Below are 15,949 nucleotides of genomic sequence, written 5' to 3' on the forward strand. Positions count from 1 at the left end.
CCTAACTAAGATTTAGCTCATCCATAATGAAAGAAAGGCGCTTTCTCAAACTATGTTCCTTAAGGACTTTTTCGTATCCTTTTTGAGCAATTTCCTTTCTTTCATCTTCGTGTTTCAAATAATACTCACATATTGAGGGGATTTGGGAGATTTTTTTGAAGGAAATAATTTCTTCGCCTTTTCTAAAGAGTAAGTTCAACTCAGGAGAATCGTCCGCAAGAACGAAGGCTTTACAGGCAAGAATGTCAAAAATCCTGAGAGTGACAATATCTTTCTGATAAAGTCTATTTATGTCGAGGTTTATCCGGCTGGCGTTGTATATAACGGGAAGTTCGTGGAAATGCCCTGCTGGTCCAGCATAAATTATGGGCGGAGATAGTCTTTTGCGCCAGCCTTCATCACCCCAGACCTTTACGACTTTCTCTTTTGCAAGTCCGGCAAGAGTGTTCACGGCCTGGATGCGACGTTCTGATGCCGCCTTTTCGCTTAAACATGTTTCAATGTTTATTTTTCTGCCCTTTTCATCTGTAACAACCGATGAATAATAACTCATCTGGTGGAGCATATCATGGATAAGCTTAGGCAAGACAAATGCGTCAGGATAGGCAAGTTGGGCATTTATCATGTTAAAGACAATTTCTTCGACATTAAGTTGCGGGTTTAGTCGTCTTAACAAGGAAATAGCTTTTTCCAAAAGCCAATCTCCCTGTAACTGCATGGAATTTCCAACGAAAGAAACATCTGCTTCGTATCCTTTGTAAATGTTGAGATCTATTTTCATAGGACGGTATTTTCTGGTGTTGGCTGCAAGGGGCAAATATTTTGCGTGTCGAAATCCTGTTTTTGTGTAGTCGGTTACAAGACTTCGCTTGTAGGTATAGATGCGAACCGTGTTCCTAACGGCTTCTGAACTGATTTCATCATCGGGAAGTAATTCAATTCTCGGATCAATTTCCCATATAACTAGGGGAATGCCCAGTCTAGCGCAAATTTTTGGAAGTCCTTTTACATGATTTATCGTCATAAGGAAGTGGGGAGATAACTTTTTAATTTGCGAGGTTATTTCTGATGGAGACAATGCTTCAACATCGATGGGATAGGCATTGATTCCCATACTCAGGAATTCATCCAGGATATCTCTTGCTAACAGCCCCTTGGAATTTACAAGGCAGGTAAGAGGCCTTTGGAAACCGGCATGGTGTTTTTCCCACCAAAGACATTCTTCCTGATAGATTGTTCCAAGTATTGGGTGAAAAATTAATCCTGGCAAATTTTCATGATCCCATGGATAGGCTGCAAGATCAGAGCCTAAAAGGAAGATAATACGGTTGGAAAAAATTTCCCTTGAATAATCTCTCATGCTGAGGGCAAGTTTGAGCAACTCCGGGTAGCGCTCATAGGCAAAAATTTTTATTTTTGAAGAAGTTTCGCTCAATATAGCATCGAGTTCAAAACCCAATCCTATGCCTAAAAGAAGAATAGAGGATCGAATGAAAGGATCATTTTTTAGCTTTTCTTTTATTTTGGGGATGGTCTGCTGGTCATGTAACCATGGATGGTGCCATCCGATAAAACGAACATTTATTTTCCCGGAAGGATCTTTAAGAACTTCTATAGGAGCCCCACCTGCCGGCGATTCTAAACGTTTTACTAAGTCGCCGTGCCCTACAGCTGAGAGAGCATGGAGGTTTTTAACCAATATGCCAGTAGATGGAGCATCAATTAGCATGCTTAAATGATGGGCAGGGCAATCGGCAGGTCAATTAACCCTGCCCGCCAAAGAGAACTTTTAGCCTTGCAGTAATCTAAGAACCTGCTGAGGAGCCATATTAGCCTGAGCAAGCATTGCAATACCAGACTGCTGGAGAATCTGAAGTTTGGTGAAGTTTGTTACTTCTTCTGCCATGTCCACATCTCTTATGGTCGATTCGGATGCGGAGAAGTTTTCAATGCTTATTTCGAGATTTTCCATCGTGTATTGGAGCCTGTTCTGATTGGCTCCGATCTGGCTCATATACTGGTTGATGCTGTCAATTGCGCTGTCAATGGCTGTCATGGCCGCTCTCGCGCTGGCGGCAGTTTCAATTGAAATGTCACCTATATCTACACCAAGAGCGTCGGCATCGGCAGTGGCTAGTTTGATATTTAATTGAAATTCAGCATCGTTTGTCTGACCGATCTGGAAGGTAAGACCTTGCGTAGCAATGGTACCACCATTAATAAGGACAGTAGTATTATACTTGGTAGATTCAGCGATACGGGTAATTTCGGATTGAAGGTTAATAAATTCGGATGTAAGCTGTTCATTAACAGTTTGATCAGAAGCTGCCTGGGTGGCAAGTTCTTTCATTCGAACTAAGATGTCATAAATCTTGCTGTAAGCCCCATCTGCCACCTGAAGCATTGATTGGGCTTCCGCCGCGTTCTGGTGAGCTACCTTAAGTGATGCAATGTCAGCGCGGAATCGGTTTGCCACAGCGAGTCCTGAAGCGTCATCTTTCGCTGAATTAATACGGTATCCCGAGGATAACTTCTTAAGTGACTCCGCAAACTTGCGGCTGTTAAGAGTTAAATTGCGATATACATTGATTGCAGGCACATTGGTATTGACTCTCATAGGCTTATCTCCTTCAAACAAATGTGAATTTGCCGTCCTTGGCTAAACACTATTAAGTTCGCATTTATGATTTAGCAATAAAAGTGCCATTTTGATAAAAACTGGCTAGTTATTTCCATCTTTCAGACATTACTTTAATCTTGGACGAAAACTTTCTTCAGTGTATTTTAAAGAAGTCTTTCTGCCGGGAGAATAACTATGATTGGACGCAATCCTTCGACATTCATCGCTAATCTTGTGATAATTGCTTTGATAATTAGCGGATGTGCTACTTTGGGCTTTCGGACTCTTTCGCTTACTTCGCCTAGAGTATTAGTGTCTCTTGATGAATCAATAAACGTTAATGCGTCAGTTATTTGTGCAATTCCTTTTTCATCTCAAGAAAATATTCCTTCACAATGGCTACTTAAAATTGGAGAAAACTATGCTAGAAGTCTCCAAGCCAGAAATATTGGCGCTATGGTTAGGTTTTTTGACAGTTATCGAAATTTTCTCGTACACCGTAGGGAATGTCATCTTCTTCTTGAAGGCTCGGTTGAACGTATGGTAGCCACAGGGGGTGGACAACCACAAGAACTTGCTGTTCTGGTGCAGATCAGGGATGTAGCCACTGAACGTGTTGTTTTTTCCGTCCAGCAGGAAGGAATTTCCTACCCGGGCAGGGATACAGATTTGTATTGGTCCACAAAGTTAGGGGAAGCCAGTTTCCCCATACGGACAATTATCAGAGCTATGAGTGATCAATTTGGAATTTTTTTACAGGAAGAAGTGGTTAAAAATTTAAGAAAGTCTTCCAAAATCCGAATTTAATAATGAAGCTTGTTATCTTGGCATACAATTAAAGAGGAGTAAGCCATGGAAGTAAAAGTTCCTGAAATACAACCAGTTACGCTTGAACAATGGATTAGGCCGACTGGGGAATTGAAAAAGGAAGAACTTGTAAAGCCTGTGGAAGCATCTGAGGGACAGACAACCCAGGATGTTAGAACTTCTAAAGCAGGTGTTCAAACTAAACTCCTTAAAACGAGCATTGAAGAAACCAAAAAGCTTGCTGAAGAGATACAGAAGTATCTTTCAGAAATGAACGTCAGTCTCTCCTTCGATGTGGACGATAAAACACACGACATTGTGGTGAAGGTTATAAACCGTGAAACTGGTAAACTAGTTCGGCAGATTCCGCCGGAGGAACTTCTCAAATTGCGTCAAAAACTTGAAGAATTAGTGGGGGTGTTATTGAATAAAAAGGTCTAGCTGGTTTTGTTCAAGCTAAAGACCTTATTAAATTAATATGGTTTTGAAATTTTGCCTTTGATCGCAAAGTTTAGTTGGATAGATACTATATTGTCTTTTTATTGCACCCTTCCATTTATCTACTTTTTTCTAAACAATACAGGCCTATTTAATAAATACTGCTTTGTGAATAATGCTGGCGAACCAACTTCCATTGATGGGCCGATTTTTATCTACTGTCCAAAAGGTTTACATATTGGCACACTCAAGTTATAAAGGTTATGACGAAAACTGGCTTGGTGAGGTCTTTGATATGAAGATAATTATCGTAGAAGATGATCTGGTTCTTGGTGGATTGTTAAAGGGTTATCTTTCTCAGATCGGGGGATACGAAGTCCATCATGTGGAAAAAGGAAAGGCAGCTTTGAAATCTCTAGAAACATACCGGTATGATTGCGCCTTTGTAGATCTTCAGCTTCCCGATATGACAGGAATCGCTGTGCTGGAAGCAATTAAGTCAAAAGACCCGACAGTGTCTGTAATAATGATGAGCGGTCGAGTTTCGATGGATGCTTCTATTGAAGCCATGAGATTAGGTGCTTCCGATTTTCTTGCCAAACCTTTTACTTTTCAGCAACTTGCCTTTAGTCTTGAGAGAGCTTTTAGAGAGCGTCAGATCCTCCTGGATAATATTTCCCTTATGTTGGAGATTGAGGCAAAAAAGGAACTTGAAAGGCTGAATAAAGAGTTAGAGCAAAACCTGGCTCTTCAAAAACTGTTGTTTGATATATCACGAGAATTTGATGATGTCAGGTCCAGTGAAGAACTTTACCAGTTGCTTGTTAGGTGGGCTTTGAATCTAACTAATGCTAAGGAAGTGGGTTTCTTTGTTATTCTTCCTTCTAATGACGCCTTGTTCTTGCTTGCAAGAGAAGTAGCCCCAGGAGGGAAGGAATTGTTTCCTAAAGTCATAAATCTGTTTCATGAAACTCACATCATAATAGTGCCGGATAATTCCTCGCCTTTAAGTAGTATATCTTCACACTTACACCCCAAATTGGATCTAATCCTTGGTGCTGTAGCTAATAGTTTGAATGTTTCTTCTGACGAGATATCTTTGTGGCCTGTAGTAGTTAGAACGGAAGTTTTTGGTTTTGTCATTGCGTATGATCTTGAATATAAAAGCAGAATCTGGGTTGATGAGAATCAGAAGCATGTCTTTGAATTTCTTCTAAAAAAGGCATCTCTTGTGATTGAAAACCTTGCGTTATATGAAAGTCTTATGGCCAACTTTTACAGCATATTACGAACTTTAGTAAACGCCTTAGAAGCAAAGGATATCTACACAGGAAAACATTCGGAGCGTGTAACGAAAGTAGCGGCCATCATTGCAAAAAGTATGGGTCGTTCTCTGGAAGAAATGGAAGCTATTAACACGGTAGGTTACCTCCATGATATTGGTAAAATAGGAATCCCCGACCACGTGCTTAACAAGCCAGGAAGATTGAATAACGAAGAATTTGAACTTATTAAACGCCATCCTGTAATTGGCGAAAGCATCGTTGGCGAACTGGGACTTAGTGATATCGAAAGATCGATTATTCGTAATCATCATGAAAGATGGGATGGAAAAGGATATCCCGATAAGATAGGCGGCAATGATATTCCTTTGATAACCCGTGTTATCACTGTTGCCGATGCTTACGATGCTATGGCTACTAACAGACCATACAGAAAGGCGCTTAGTAAAGACGCTGTATGGAATGAATTTGCCAAGTATAAGGGGTCTCAGTTTGATCCGCAGGTAATTGATGCGCTTTTTGATGTTTTTGATGAAGTGCATCACGAGGTTCAAGAATGAAGACCTCAGATGAAAAGAGATCTTATCTACGAATGCCTATTCCTGGTCTGAAAGTTAAATACAATATTGTTGGAACAGAAGGGATTCTCATTCCACGACTTCCTCGCCCTAGAGACGCTTACACAATGCTACCTGAGAACATTGAGAATATTGAACCAATTTTCCAGCTCATGTTTGAACGCCTTGAGCGGATTGAGATGAAGTTAGATTACCTGTTGAGGATGATGAGTCGAGGGGGCCAAGAAAAGATCTTCAAATACGACAGTGCAGTTATTGATATTAGTGGAGGAGGTCTTTCTTTTACTCACTGTCAAGGTTTATCAGTTGGTGATGTGCTGGAACTCTGCATTTATTCAACCGCTGGGGAAATTACACCAATTTTCGCTGTAGGAAAAGTTTGCCGAGTTGAGTATAAAGATGATGGAAAATATTGCCTTGTAGGGGTAGAGTTTTCCGATATTTACGAAGAAGACAGGCAGCTTATCATCAGGATGATTTTTGACACCGAAAGAAAAAGTAGGCGTCGTGTGAATACCGATGAAAGCAGTAGCAGAAATCCATGATAGTGAAGCAATTCTTTTGCTGTATTATTACGCCTTTAAAGGGAAGCTGTTAAGTGGCTTAATTCATAATGTTGGATCTCCTCTGCAGAGCGTGATGTTTTTAGTGGAACTTATGGGATCAACTGTAAATTTGCTTTCTGATTTCGATGAAACCGCTAAACCAAAGCTCGATATCATTTCTCGCGAAGTTAAAATTATCGCTGATACTTTTAGCGATTTCCGCATATTACAGCAATTGGCTGATTCAGAAGAAGAGGTTCTTGATGTTTGCGAATTTTATCATCTAATTACTAGGATTCTTAAAGCTGATATATTTTGCAAGCATAACGTTTCTATATCGATAAAATCATCGTTACGTGTAGCGATTCCCCAAATGCCTTCAAGGGTCTTTGTGATTATGTTTGTTGAGTTGGTAAGAAATGCCCTTAAAGCAATAAAAAGCAGCTCGGATAAAGGCGGAGTAGAATTTTGCATCGATCCTTCCACGCTGTCCAAGCATGAAATTATCGTGAGGGTTATAGATACTGGTTGCGGATGGGATCCAGACTTTGATTCTTCTTTGTTATTTCAACCATCATATTCGTCGTGGGATTTTCCAAAAGAAGATTTTGATGAAATACCATCTTTTGGGCTTGGACTTTGTTGCATTCAGGATTTGTTATCTATTTATGGAGGCAGTATTTCCGTAAATCGAGATAACAATTTTACCCAGGTTGAGATGAAAATTCCTGCTAGAATGATAATTCCTTAGGAAAAATTTTCTTTCTGAAGAGTTGAAATTTTGCCATCTTCTTAGAAAATAAGGCTTTTTAAGTAGAACAGCCTATTGGCAATATAATTGCTTAGAAGCTATGATGAGATGTAAATAAACCATCAGGGAGGATGTTTTTATGAAGATAACAAAAGTGCAATTATCCCCGGATGACCGAAACATTACGCCTTCTTCAACTCAGAAACCCGCCGATGATTTTTCTTCTTACCTTAGAGAAATTTTAAGCCAGGAAAAGAGTGAAAGTGTAGGTGCTGTTATGGCAAATGAGATTAGCCCTTCTTTGAGCAACGATGGTCTTGATAGTCTATTGAATGCCAGGGAATCTTTTGAGAGAATTGCTGAGAATTTGAATTCCGCCGTTGATCAACTTGAATCTATTGCGAGTCTTCTTGGTTCTCCTGAGACTGATCTTAGACAGATTGATGATCTTGTAGATGTAATGGCTAAGTTGAATTTCACAAGTAAAGATACAACTTCGACCGATACCTCTTTAATGTCAATTGAAGAGGAAATAAAAATGTGCTCTTTCCTGGAATCTATTAAATGGAAGCGGGGTGATTATCTGTGAAAAGGTGGCTTTGTTTGTCTATCCTTGTTACTTTCGTATTAATGTTGCCCTTTAGATCGCTTGGAGGTGAAGTCTGTGAAGATAGGAATGATGAAATTGTTTGTCGTAGCGGCCCTTCTAACGAAGATGTTGAGCTTAACCGCCTTCGCTCTTTGACAAGGGAAGAGCGGGCCTGGGAAATGCTTCAATCTATGGATGTAAAGATAAAATTAAAGCTTGAGAAACCTCACGGAGAAACCCTCCGTAAATAACTTGCCCACCTGGTAACATCCACATATAATGCAAAATGAGTTCATTTAATATATGGGGTTAGGAGTTGTTATATGGCGGATCAGGAGTTGAGTGATTCCTTATTCAGGAAATTCAGTGAGCTAATATATGAAGCGGCTGGAATAAACATTCATGAAGGAAAAAAACCTCTTCTTCAAGCGAGACTTAGCAAACGTCTTCGAGCCACGGGAATAAAGAGCTTTGAGGACTACTATCGATACCTGACTAATCCCAACAACTTTGCAGAGTTTATCAATTTTATAGATGCTATTTCAACAAATCTCACATATTTTTTCCGTGAAGAGCAGCATTTTGTTTTTCTCGAAGAAGTTGTTTTGCCGGAACTTGTTTACAAGAAGGAGAAAGAACACGATCGACGGATTAGAATGTGGAGTGCGGCATGCTCTTCTGGCGAAGAGCCATACAGTATAGCCATGTGCGTGTTGGAATACCTGGAAAAAAGACCGGTTAAACCAGGTTGGGATTTTAAGATTTTGGCGACAGATATATCCACAAGAGTTCTTCGTTTAGCTATTAGTGGAGTTTATTCTGGGGAAAGAGTTCAAAAGGTTCCACCAGCCCTTCGGCAGAAATATTTTGAAAAGATTCGCCAGAACAATGAGCATGTTTATCAGGTGTCTAATAAGTTAAAGGATGTTGTAGTTTTTAGAAGACTTAATCTCAAGGAACCTTACCCTTTTAAAGGACCTTTTGAAGTTATATTTTGTCGTAATGTTATGATCTACTTTGACAAGCCCACCCAACAAGACATCATAAACCGCATGGCCTCCTACCTTGCGCCGGGGGGATATTTTTTTGTCGGGCATTCGGAAAGTCTTGCAGGTCTTAAACATGATCTAATTTATGTCCGCCCTGCGGTATATCGTAAGCGATAGCATTTTGGTTTGCGTTGACACTGATTGAGCGATCAAGAATCTTGCCCCCGCTATGTTAAACAGGTTGGCTGTATATTAGAAAATCTTTAAGTAGGTTAGGAGTCAAAGATCTTGACCCTTTTGCTGAATATCTTTAAAACCACAACTAGAATAAGTTGCAAATTTATTTCTGGGCAGGAGAAAGATTTATGGCAAGAATTGTTGTTGGTGTAGGGGATATGGCGGTGAGCAATAAGTCTGATGATGTGCTCATTACCTATTCCCTTGGATCATGTATTGGAGTGGCAGTTTACGATCCCGTGGTAAGAGTAGGGGGGCTTCTCCATTACATGCTTCCGGAATCATCAATAGATCCTGAAAAAGCCAAGAAAAATCCAGCTATGTTTGGCGATACGGGTATTCCTCTTTTATTTAAGATGTGTTACAGTCTTGGAGCAACAAAGGCTAACATGATTGTTAAAGTTGCCGGGGGTGGACAAATACTTGATGAAAATGGAGTGTTCAATATAGGCAAAAGGAATTACATGATCCTAAAAAAGCTCTTTTGGCGTAATAATGTCAGAATTGCTGCAGAAGATGTGGGTGGGTCTGTTAATAGAACAATGCGGTTACACATTGATTCAGGAAAAGTTTTTCTAAAAATATCTGGAGACGGAGAGATTGAGTTTTAAAGGGTAAGGTGGAGTGTTATGTCATACAATATTTTGATCGTAGACGACTCCAGTTCTATGAGAAAGGTTATTCGTAAGGTTTTGCAGATTTCTGGTTTTGATGTAGGAGAAATTTTTGAGGCATCCAATGGCAAGGAAGCTCTTGAAGTGCTTGATTCAAACTGGGTAGATCTTATTCTTTCAGATATTCACATGCCTGTTATGGATGGTTATCAATTTCTGGAAGAGCTTCGGAAAAAAGAAGATTTTAATAATGTGCCAGTAGTTTTGATAACAACGGAATCTGACGAAACGAGATTACAAAGAGCTATGTCTTTGGGAGCCCAGGGATATATAAGGAAGCCCTTTGAACCCGATCAGATCAGGGAATATCTTAAAGGAATAATGGGAGAACCTGTCTATGCAGTGGGTGGAATTAGCGAAGGAAGCGATTTTTAAAACCCTCGAGAAAATGTTTTATACTATGCCCGAACTTGATTCTTCGGGTGAAGACCCATCTTACAAAGGCAAAAACAAGATTACTTCTCATATAAAGCTGTCAGGTGATAACTCCAAGATATTTATTGTGATTACTCTTAGTGAACCTTCTGCTTATCAAATGGCGGCTGACTTTATGGGAACGATCGTGGATAAAATAAAGCGTGAAGATGTAGAAGACTGTCTTAAGGAATTAGCTAATATGGTAGGAGGATACTGTTTGGGCTCGGCTGGTGGAAAATATATGTTAAGTCTTCCTCAGATTGGAAACCCTGAGGAATTAAAAAAAGTCGAACAGTGTCAATCCTTCCCTCTTTTTGTGCTTGGGGAAAAGTTGGGTGAAGTAACCGTCTGCGTTTTATGATCAAGAGAAATTCCCAGGAATCTATAGACTAGCTATGGACTTCAAGCGAAACGTTCAGAAAAGCGAGTATTTTCTCAGGAAGGGGTATATTTACATTCCCAGTGTGCCTACTCTGATATCAACTGTTTTGGGAAGTGGAGTTTCAGTATGCCTTTGGGATAGGAAAAGACAGCGTGGAGGCATGAACTATTTTTTGTATCCCGAAACGCATAACTCTCTAGATGCTAGGCCTATTTATGGTAATGTGGCGACAATAGCTCTCGTTAAGTTTTTCCGAGAAGATGGCAGCGAGATTAAAGATATAGAAGCCCAAATCATAGGTGGGGCTGTGCCAATAAATGCATCACCGGAATCTACCTGTATCGCTCGAGATAATATCGACGTTGCTCGAAAAATACTCAAAAATTATGGTATTCCTATAGTAGCGGAAGATGTGGGAGGGAAAAAAGGCCGGAAGGTGGTCTTTAATACTTTTACAAACGAAATAGCGATCCTGCATGTTGATCGCATTCGCAGTGAAGATTGGTATCCTTACGAGGGAGATCGTTAAATATGGCGGTGATTGAACCAAAGAGAAAAATAAGAGTCCTAATTGTGGATGACTCTGCTATTGTTAGGAAGATTTTTGCACAGGAGCTTTCAAAATATCCCGATATTGAAGTGGTCGGGACGGCTCCAGATCCTTATGTTGCCAGGGACAAAATAGTGACCTTAAAACCCGACGTGATTACTCTTGATATTGAAATGCCCCGAATGGACGGTTTGACCTTTCTCAAAAAACTAATGAAATATTATCCTGTTCCCACAATTGTGGTCAGTTCCCTTACCCCTAAGAACAGTGCAATGGCTTTAGAAGCTCTTGAAGCCGGTGCTGTGGAAGTTATGGTAAAACCAGGGGGATCCTATTCTGTGGGGGATATGAGTGTCCAGTTGGTGGAAAAGATTAGAGCGGCTGCTAAGGCTAAACTATTGAAGGCTTCTCCACATGAAAAACCATCTGTAGAAACCGTAAGAGAAACTTCTAGACTCTCCCTGGCTCAGACAACCCACAAGGTCATTGCAATGGGTGCCTCCACCGGAGGTACAGAAGCGCTCAAAGCCGTTCTGACTCAGATGCCCCCAACATCACCTGGTATCGTGATTGTTCAGCATATGCCGCCCAAATTTACTCAGGCTTTTGCTGAGCGCCTAAATAACCTCTGTCAAGTCACAGTAAAAGAAGCTCAAAATGGAGACTCTGTTGTTCCTGGAGTTGCGCTTATTGCCCCGGGGAACTACCACATGGTTCTTAAAAGAAGTGGTGCAAGATACTATGTGGAAGTGAAAGATGGTCCCCTAGTATGTTATCAGCGTCCCTCCGTTGATGTGCTTTTCCATTCTGTAGCTCGTTATGCAGGCGCTAATGCTATTGGAGTAATCATGACAGGAATGGGACGGGACGGGGCAAGTGGACTGCTGGAAATGAAAAAATCAGGAGCCAAGACTATTGCCCAAGATGAGGAAACTTGTGTAGTCTTTGGGATGCCCAAGGAAGCGATTAAACTTGGAGCAGTAGATGTGGTTGCACCTCTTTCTGAAATACCAAGAGTAATTCTTGGCATGCTACAAGAGGATGAGAAGGAACAAATGGCTAAAGCCAAAAATTAAGGATAAAAGGAGGTAAAGCTGTGCCGTCCTATAAGGATATGACAGTTCTTGTTGTGGATGACTTTGCTACAATGCGAAGGATAGTTCGCAATATATTACGTGACCTGGAGTTCAAAAAAATACTTGAAGCTGAAGATGGAACCGCCGCCGTAGATATTCTAAAAACTCAAAAAGTGGATCTAATTATTTCAGACTGGAATATGCCTAAAATGACAGGGCTGGAACTTCTGAAATGGGTTCGTTCTAATGAAGACACAAAAGACATTCCCTTTCTTATGGTGACAGCCGAAGCTCAGAAAGAAAATGTTATCGAGGCTGTTAAAGCAAAGGTTAGCAATTATATCGTTAAACCATTTACCGCTCAGACTCTCGCAGAAAAGCTAGAAAAGATTATTCCTAAAGAATAAAGGGCATCCTATGAGTGGACGATCGAAACAAGAATTGCTGGATAGAATAGCCACCAGCGTTATAGCTGGTATGGACGATCTAATGGGTATGGGTGAGATACTCAATCTCCTCGATGAACTGGAAGCTTTTAGCCTTTCCGCTCAAGAGACCGAACTTGTTAACCAGCTAAAAAGTATCTTCAAAAAGCTTATACTTGAGGAATCTTCGGACCCTCCAAAAGACTGGGAAACCATACATGAAACAATTCGTATGCTTTGCGATCGTGCATCTGAGGAATCCGTCATCTTAGAAGAAACTGATGTTCCACCATCTTTTACTTCTTTTCAGCAGTCGGATCAAATACAGTCCGATGAAAGAGACATAGAACCCATTACGATTGACCTAATGAGTGAAACGCCAGAAAAGGAATCATCTCTGGAGATTTCTCTCGATAAGGATAAACAGGATGAAGAGAGGGCAGCTCAGTTGGTTTCTATACCAGTTGAAGACCCTGATCTTTTCAAAGACTTTCTTGAAGAATCTCGAGAACATCTAGCATCTATAGAACTCAACATTATTTCGCTTGAGGAAGATCCCGAAAATAAGGAAGTCATCAATGCTATTTTTAGACCCTTTCACAGCATTAAAGGGGTTGCCGGCTTTCTAAACTTGAAGGATATTCACGAACTCAGCCATGAAGTTGAAAATCTGCTAGATGGTGCCCGATCGGGAAACTTTCCTGTCACTGAGTCAGTCATAGATATTGTTCTTCAAGCCGTGGATATACTCAAAGAACAGTTGACAACCCTCGAGGCTGGTCTGGCAAAAGGGGAAATAACCGTTCAGGGGGATGCTAGAGTAAGTAAGTTCCTAAAATACGTAAGAAACTTTGACCCAACCCAGGCTAATCCTCCTATAAGAATCCCCAAAGTGGGTGAAATACTTGTTGAAAAAGGCGTTGTAGAAGAAGAAAAGATCGAAGAAGCGCTTCAAGAAGCTAGGCAAGAGGGCAAGAGAATTGGCGAAAAGCTTGTAGAAAAAGGTGCTGCAGCACCTAAGGACGTGGCACTTGCTATTAGAGAGCAGAAACAATTGAAAGAGTCTGTTGCTTCAATAAGAGTTGATACTCATAAGCTCGATAACCTCGTGGATATGATTGGTGAGCTGGTTATTGCTCAATCTATGGTGCTTCAGAATCCGGAGGTTCAGAAGATAAAGGATCAAAAATTCCAGAAAGACATCGTTCAACTCCGACGTATTACCGGTGAGCTTCAGCGCATAAGCACATCTCTTAGAATGGTGCCCATAAAGGCAACGTTTCAAAAAATGATTCGCCTTGTAAGGGATCTTTCTAGAAAATCAGGAAAAGAAGTTGTCCTTCAAATGTCGGGAGAAGAGACCGAGATAGATCGTAACATGGTTGACCAGATTTATGAGCCTCTTGTTCATATGATACGTAATGCTGTGGATCATGGCATTGAACCGCCGGAGGAGCGAGTTAGGTCTGGAAAGCCACCGCATGGAACGATATTTTTATCAGCGGAACAGAAAGGTGGGAATATCGTCATTGATATCAGAGACGACGGCAAAGGATTAGACGCGGAAAAAATTCGAAAACGAGCGATTGAGCGAGGGCTTGTCCAGCCAGAAGATAAACTAGATGAAAGTGTTCTATTCGATTTAATCTTTCATCCCGGCTTTTCCACCAAAGATGAAGTAACCGATGTATCCGGTCGTGGAGTCGGGATGGATGTTGTAAAGCGCACAGTAGAGGAACTGCGGGGTAAAATAGAAATAAAAAGTAAACGCGGTGAAGGAACCCTCTTTCAGCTAAAACTGCCTCTCACAATGGCAATCATAGACGGAATGATTATCAAGGTGGGATCTGAACGTTATGTAGTTCCAACAGTTTCTTTGCAAGAATCGTTCCGCCCGTCTGTTGATGATTACAGAACGGTGCATGGCAAAGGTGAGATGATTAACGTTCGAGGCAAGCTCATGCCGCTTGTGAGGCTCCATGAACTTTTGGGGCTTGAACCACTTAACTACAATCCATGGGAGGCTCTGCTCCTTGTTGTTAGCGAAGATGGACGTGATTACTGTCTTCTGGCTGATGAAATTATTGGAAGACAGGAAGTAGTAATTAAAAGTCTTGGAAGTGCCTTAAAACATGTAATGGGGATTTCAGGTGGTGCGATTCTTGGCGACGGTAGAGTCGCTCTAATCATAGATGTAAAAGGCATCGTTACAGCTTTTGAAAGGGGAATCAGGTAAATTATGGGAGAGCTAATAGAAATTTTTGCTACTTTAGAAGCGTCATGCTCGACTGCTGGAGCTAATTATAAAAAGGACGACTTATTAAACCAGCTTGATAGACTCTCTTTTGTATCGTCAAATAAGGGATTCAAGAATCTTGCCCAATTAGCTATTTCTGTAAAATCCTTTGTTCAATGGCTTGATTGGGACGATCCTTCTAGCGCTGAAATTAAACAGCTTTTGCAGTTCGCCTTTGCAACGCTTAGAGAAAGGCTGGGATCTAACGGCGAAAAGCCAGCCCCAGAACATCTGGCTGAATTTTACGAACTTACAGGTATCGATCCTAATGCTGGCTATACAGCCAGGGAAGGCGAAAAAGAAGAAAATGAAAATGTCAAAATCGAAGCCATACTAGAGTCTTCACCAGAGTACGATGAAATTAAGTCTGAAGTGTCGAGCCTTAAGGTTTTTGTAGAAAGAGCCGGGGGTGAAATATTTGACTTAAGTGGGGATGGCTTTGTTTCCATCCGATTCCCTGCCAAAAGTTCCATCATTTCATACCTTAAGCGTGTATTTGCCCTTTCTGACCCTGATGAAGATATTCTTGAAAAAAGCAATTATGTCGATCCAAAGTTGTCCTGGGTTGTAGGAAAAATCAAGGAATTTATGTTTGCCTTTGCTCATGGCAATGTTATTCGAGCAAGAGAAATTCTTAAGGAACTTGCAGAAAATCAGTGTTCGAATGAGAGTTTGTATGATGAAATAGGAAAATTAGCTAGACAGCTTCATGACGCTTTGAAAAATCTATCTCGGTCTTTAGATCCTCAGCTTAGAGAGTTTGTAGAAGAAAAGCTTCCAGATTCGGGAGATCGGTTGGAACATATTCTTAAGCTCACAGAGCACGCCGCTAACACAACCTTGGATCATGTGGAGTTGTTACAGAATCGTAAGAACGAAGCGGAAACCACCCTGGCTAGAATGAGGACCATCTTGAAAGTTCTTTATCCTCTTGGAGATAATGCTAAAGCGAATCTTCAAGAAGTTATGAACTTGCTAGATACTTTACAGGTTCAGCTTCAAGCAGATCAGGAAGATCTCCTAAAAATTATGACGGCTCAGGACTTTCAGGATCTGACCGGTCAGATCATTATAAAAATCATGCGTCTTCTGAAGGACTTAGAATTGAGCTTGATAAATCTCATCACAAGCTTTGGTATTCCCGTTTCTGGAAGAAAGAAAGAAAAGGATAAAGCTCCTAAAGAGTTTCTTTACGGACCTGCTCACGAAAAGAAAGAGGATGCTCTAAAATCCCAAGAAGACGTGGATGCTTTGCTTGCTGAATTCGGTTTTTGATGGTGTGTTTAAAAAAG

Annotated in this window: 18 protein-coding genes; 16 read left to right on the forward strand and 2 right to left on the reverse strand. The window is 40.8% G+C overall.

The genetic code is table 11. The features are described from left to right. Nucleotide 1: 1 nt before the first annotated feature. Nucleotides 2-1,729, reverse strand: a complete 1,728-nt coding sequence (locus WHS38_07685; GenBank protein ID MEJ5300854.1) for a glycosyltransferase — start codon at nucleotides 1,727-1,729, stop codon at nucleotides 2-4. A gap of 60 nt (nucleotides 1,730-1,789) precedes the next feature. Beyond that, entirely contained in the window at nucleotides 1,790-2,617 is an 828-nt protein-coding gene (locus tag WHS38_07690; protein ID MEJ5300855.1) for a flagellin, read from the reverse strand. 198 nt (nucleotides 2,618-2,815) lie between these two features. Between WHS38_07690 and WHS38_07695 the strand changes: the two genes are divergently transcribed. From WHS38_07695 to WHS38_07770, 16 genes are all read left to right on the forward strand, one after another. After that, nucleotides 2,816-3,427, forward strand: a complete 612-nt coding sequence (locus tag WHS38_07695) for a hypothetical protein (protein ID MEJ5300856.1) — start codon at nucleotides 2,816-2,818, stop codon at nucleotides 3,425-3,427. A gap of 45 nt (nucleotides 3,428-3,472) precedes the next feature. Beyond that, nucleotides 3,473-3,868 (forward strand): flagellar protein FlaG, encoded by a 396-nt coding sequence (locus tag WHS38_07700; GenBank protein MEJ5300857.1) that lies wholly within the window; start codon nucleotides 3,473-3,475, stop codon nucleotides 3,866-3,868. Between the two features lie 292 nt (nucleotides 3,869-4,160). Next, the gene (locus WHS38_07705) at nucleotides 4,161-5,708 is read left to right on the forward strand and encodes an HD domain-containing phosphohydrolase (GenBank protein MEJ5300858.1); all 1,548 of its coding nucleotides are present in this window, start codon (nucleotides 4,161-4,163) and stop codon (nucleotides 5,706-5,708) included. Continuing rightward, a complete protein-coding gene (locus tag WHS38_07710) occupies nucleotides 5,705-6,271 on the forward strand; it encodes a PilZ domain-containing protein (protein MEJ5300859.1) in 567 nt (188 codons plus the stop codon). The genes WHS38_07705 and WHS38_07710 overlap by 4 nt, the downstream gene beginning before the upstream one ends. After that, a complete protein-coding gene (locus WHS38_07715; protein MEJ5300860.1) occupies nucleotides 6,246-7,022 on the forward strand; it encodes an ATP-binding protein in 777 nt (258 codons plus the stop codon). Before WHS38_07710 ends, WHS38_07715 begins: the two co-directional genes overlap by 26 nt. 139 nt (nucleotides 7,023-7,161) lie before the next feature. Continuing rightward, nucleotides 7,162-7,611 (forward strand): hypothetical protein, encoded by a 450-nt coding sequence (locus tag WHS38_07720; protein ID MEJ5300861.1) that lies wholly within the window; start codon nucleotides 7,162-7,164, stop codon nucleotides 7,609-7,611. A gap of 14 nt (nucleotides 7,612-7,625) precedes the next feature. After that, a complete protein-coding gene (locus WHS38_07725; GenBank protein MEJ5300862.1) occupies nucleotides 7,626-7,862 on the forward strand; it encodes a hypothetical protein in 237 nt (78 codons plus the stop codon). Between the two features lie 72 nt (nucleotides 7,863-7,934). Further along, nucleotides 7,935-8,777, forward strand: a complete 843-nt coding sequence (locus WHS38_07730) for a protein-glutamate O-methyltransferase (GenBank protein MEJ5300863.1) — start codon at nucleotides 7,935-7,937, stop codon at nucleotides 8,775-8,777. Nucleotides 8,778-8,965: 188 nt separating this feature from the next. Continuing rightward, nucleotides 8,966-9,448, forward strand: coding sequence for a chemotaxis protein CheD (locus WHS38_07735; GenBank protein ID MEJ5300864.1), 483 nt, complete (start codon nucleotides 8,966-8,968; stop codon nucleotides 9,446-9,448). Between the two features lie 18 nt (nucleotides 9,449-9,466). After that, complete coding sequence (locus tag WHS38_07740; GenBank protein MEJ5300865.1) at nucleotides 9,467-9,886, forward strand: response regulator; 420 nt, start codon at nucleotides 9,467-9,469, stop codon at nucleotides 9,884-9,886. Beyond that, entirely contained in the window at nucleotides 9,849-10,289 is a 441-nt protein-coding gene (locus WHS38_07745) for a chemotaxis protein CheX (protein ID MEJ5300866.1), read from the forward strand. The genes WHS38_07740 and WHS38_07745 overlap by 38 nt, the downstream gene beginning before the upstream one ends. 34 nt (nucleotides 10,290-10,323) lie before the next feature. Continuing rightward, on the forward strand, nucleotides 10,324-10,839 hold the full coding sequence (locus WHS38_07750) for a chemotaxis protein CheD (GenBank protein ID MEJ5300867.1): 516 nt from the start codon (nucleotides 10,324-10,326) through the stop codon (nucleotides 10,837-10,839). Nucleotides 10,840-10,841: 2 nt separating this feature from the next. Beyond that, nucleotides 10,842-11,936, forward strand: coding sequence for a chemotaxis response regulator protein-glutamate methylesterase (locus tag WHS38_07755; protein MEJ5300868.1), 1,095 nt, complete (start codon nucleotides 10,842-10,844; stop codon nucleotides 11,934-11,936). A gap of 20 nt (nucleotides 11,937-11,956) precedes the next feature. Further along, a complete protein-coding gene (locus WHS38_07760) occupies nucleotides 11,957-12,343 on the forward strand; it encodes a response regulator (GenBank protein MEJ5300869.1) in 387 nt (128 codons plus the stop codon). Between the two features lie 10 nt (nucleotides 12,344-12,353). Next, nucleotides 12,354-14,597, forward strand: coding sequence for a chemotaxis protein CheA (locus WHS38_07765; GenBank protein ID MEJ5300870.1), 2,244 nt, complete (start codon nucleotides 12,354-12,356; stop codon nucleotides 14,595-14,597). A 3-nt stretch (nucleotides 14,598-14,600) separates the two neighbouring features. Beyond that, nucleotides 14,601-15,932: a protein phosphatase CheZ gene (locus tag WHS38_07770; GenBank protein MEJ5300871.1), complete on the forward strand. Its 1,332-nt coding sequence runs from the start codon at nucleotides 14,601-14,603 to the stop codon at nucleotides 15,930-15,932. Nucleotides 15,933-15,949: the final 17 nt, after the last annotated feature.

The organism is Thermodesulforhabdaceae bacterium, assembly GCA_037482015.1.
In the GTDB taxonomy this organism is placed as follows: Bacteria; Desulfobacterota; Syntrophobacteria; order Syntrophobacterales; family Thermodesulforhabdaceae; genus JAOACS01.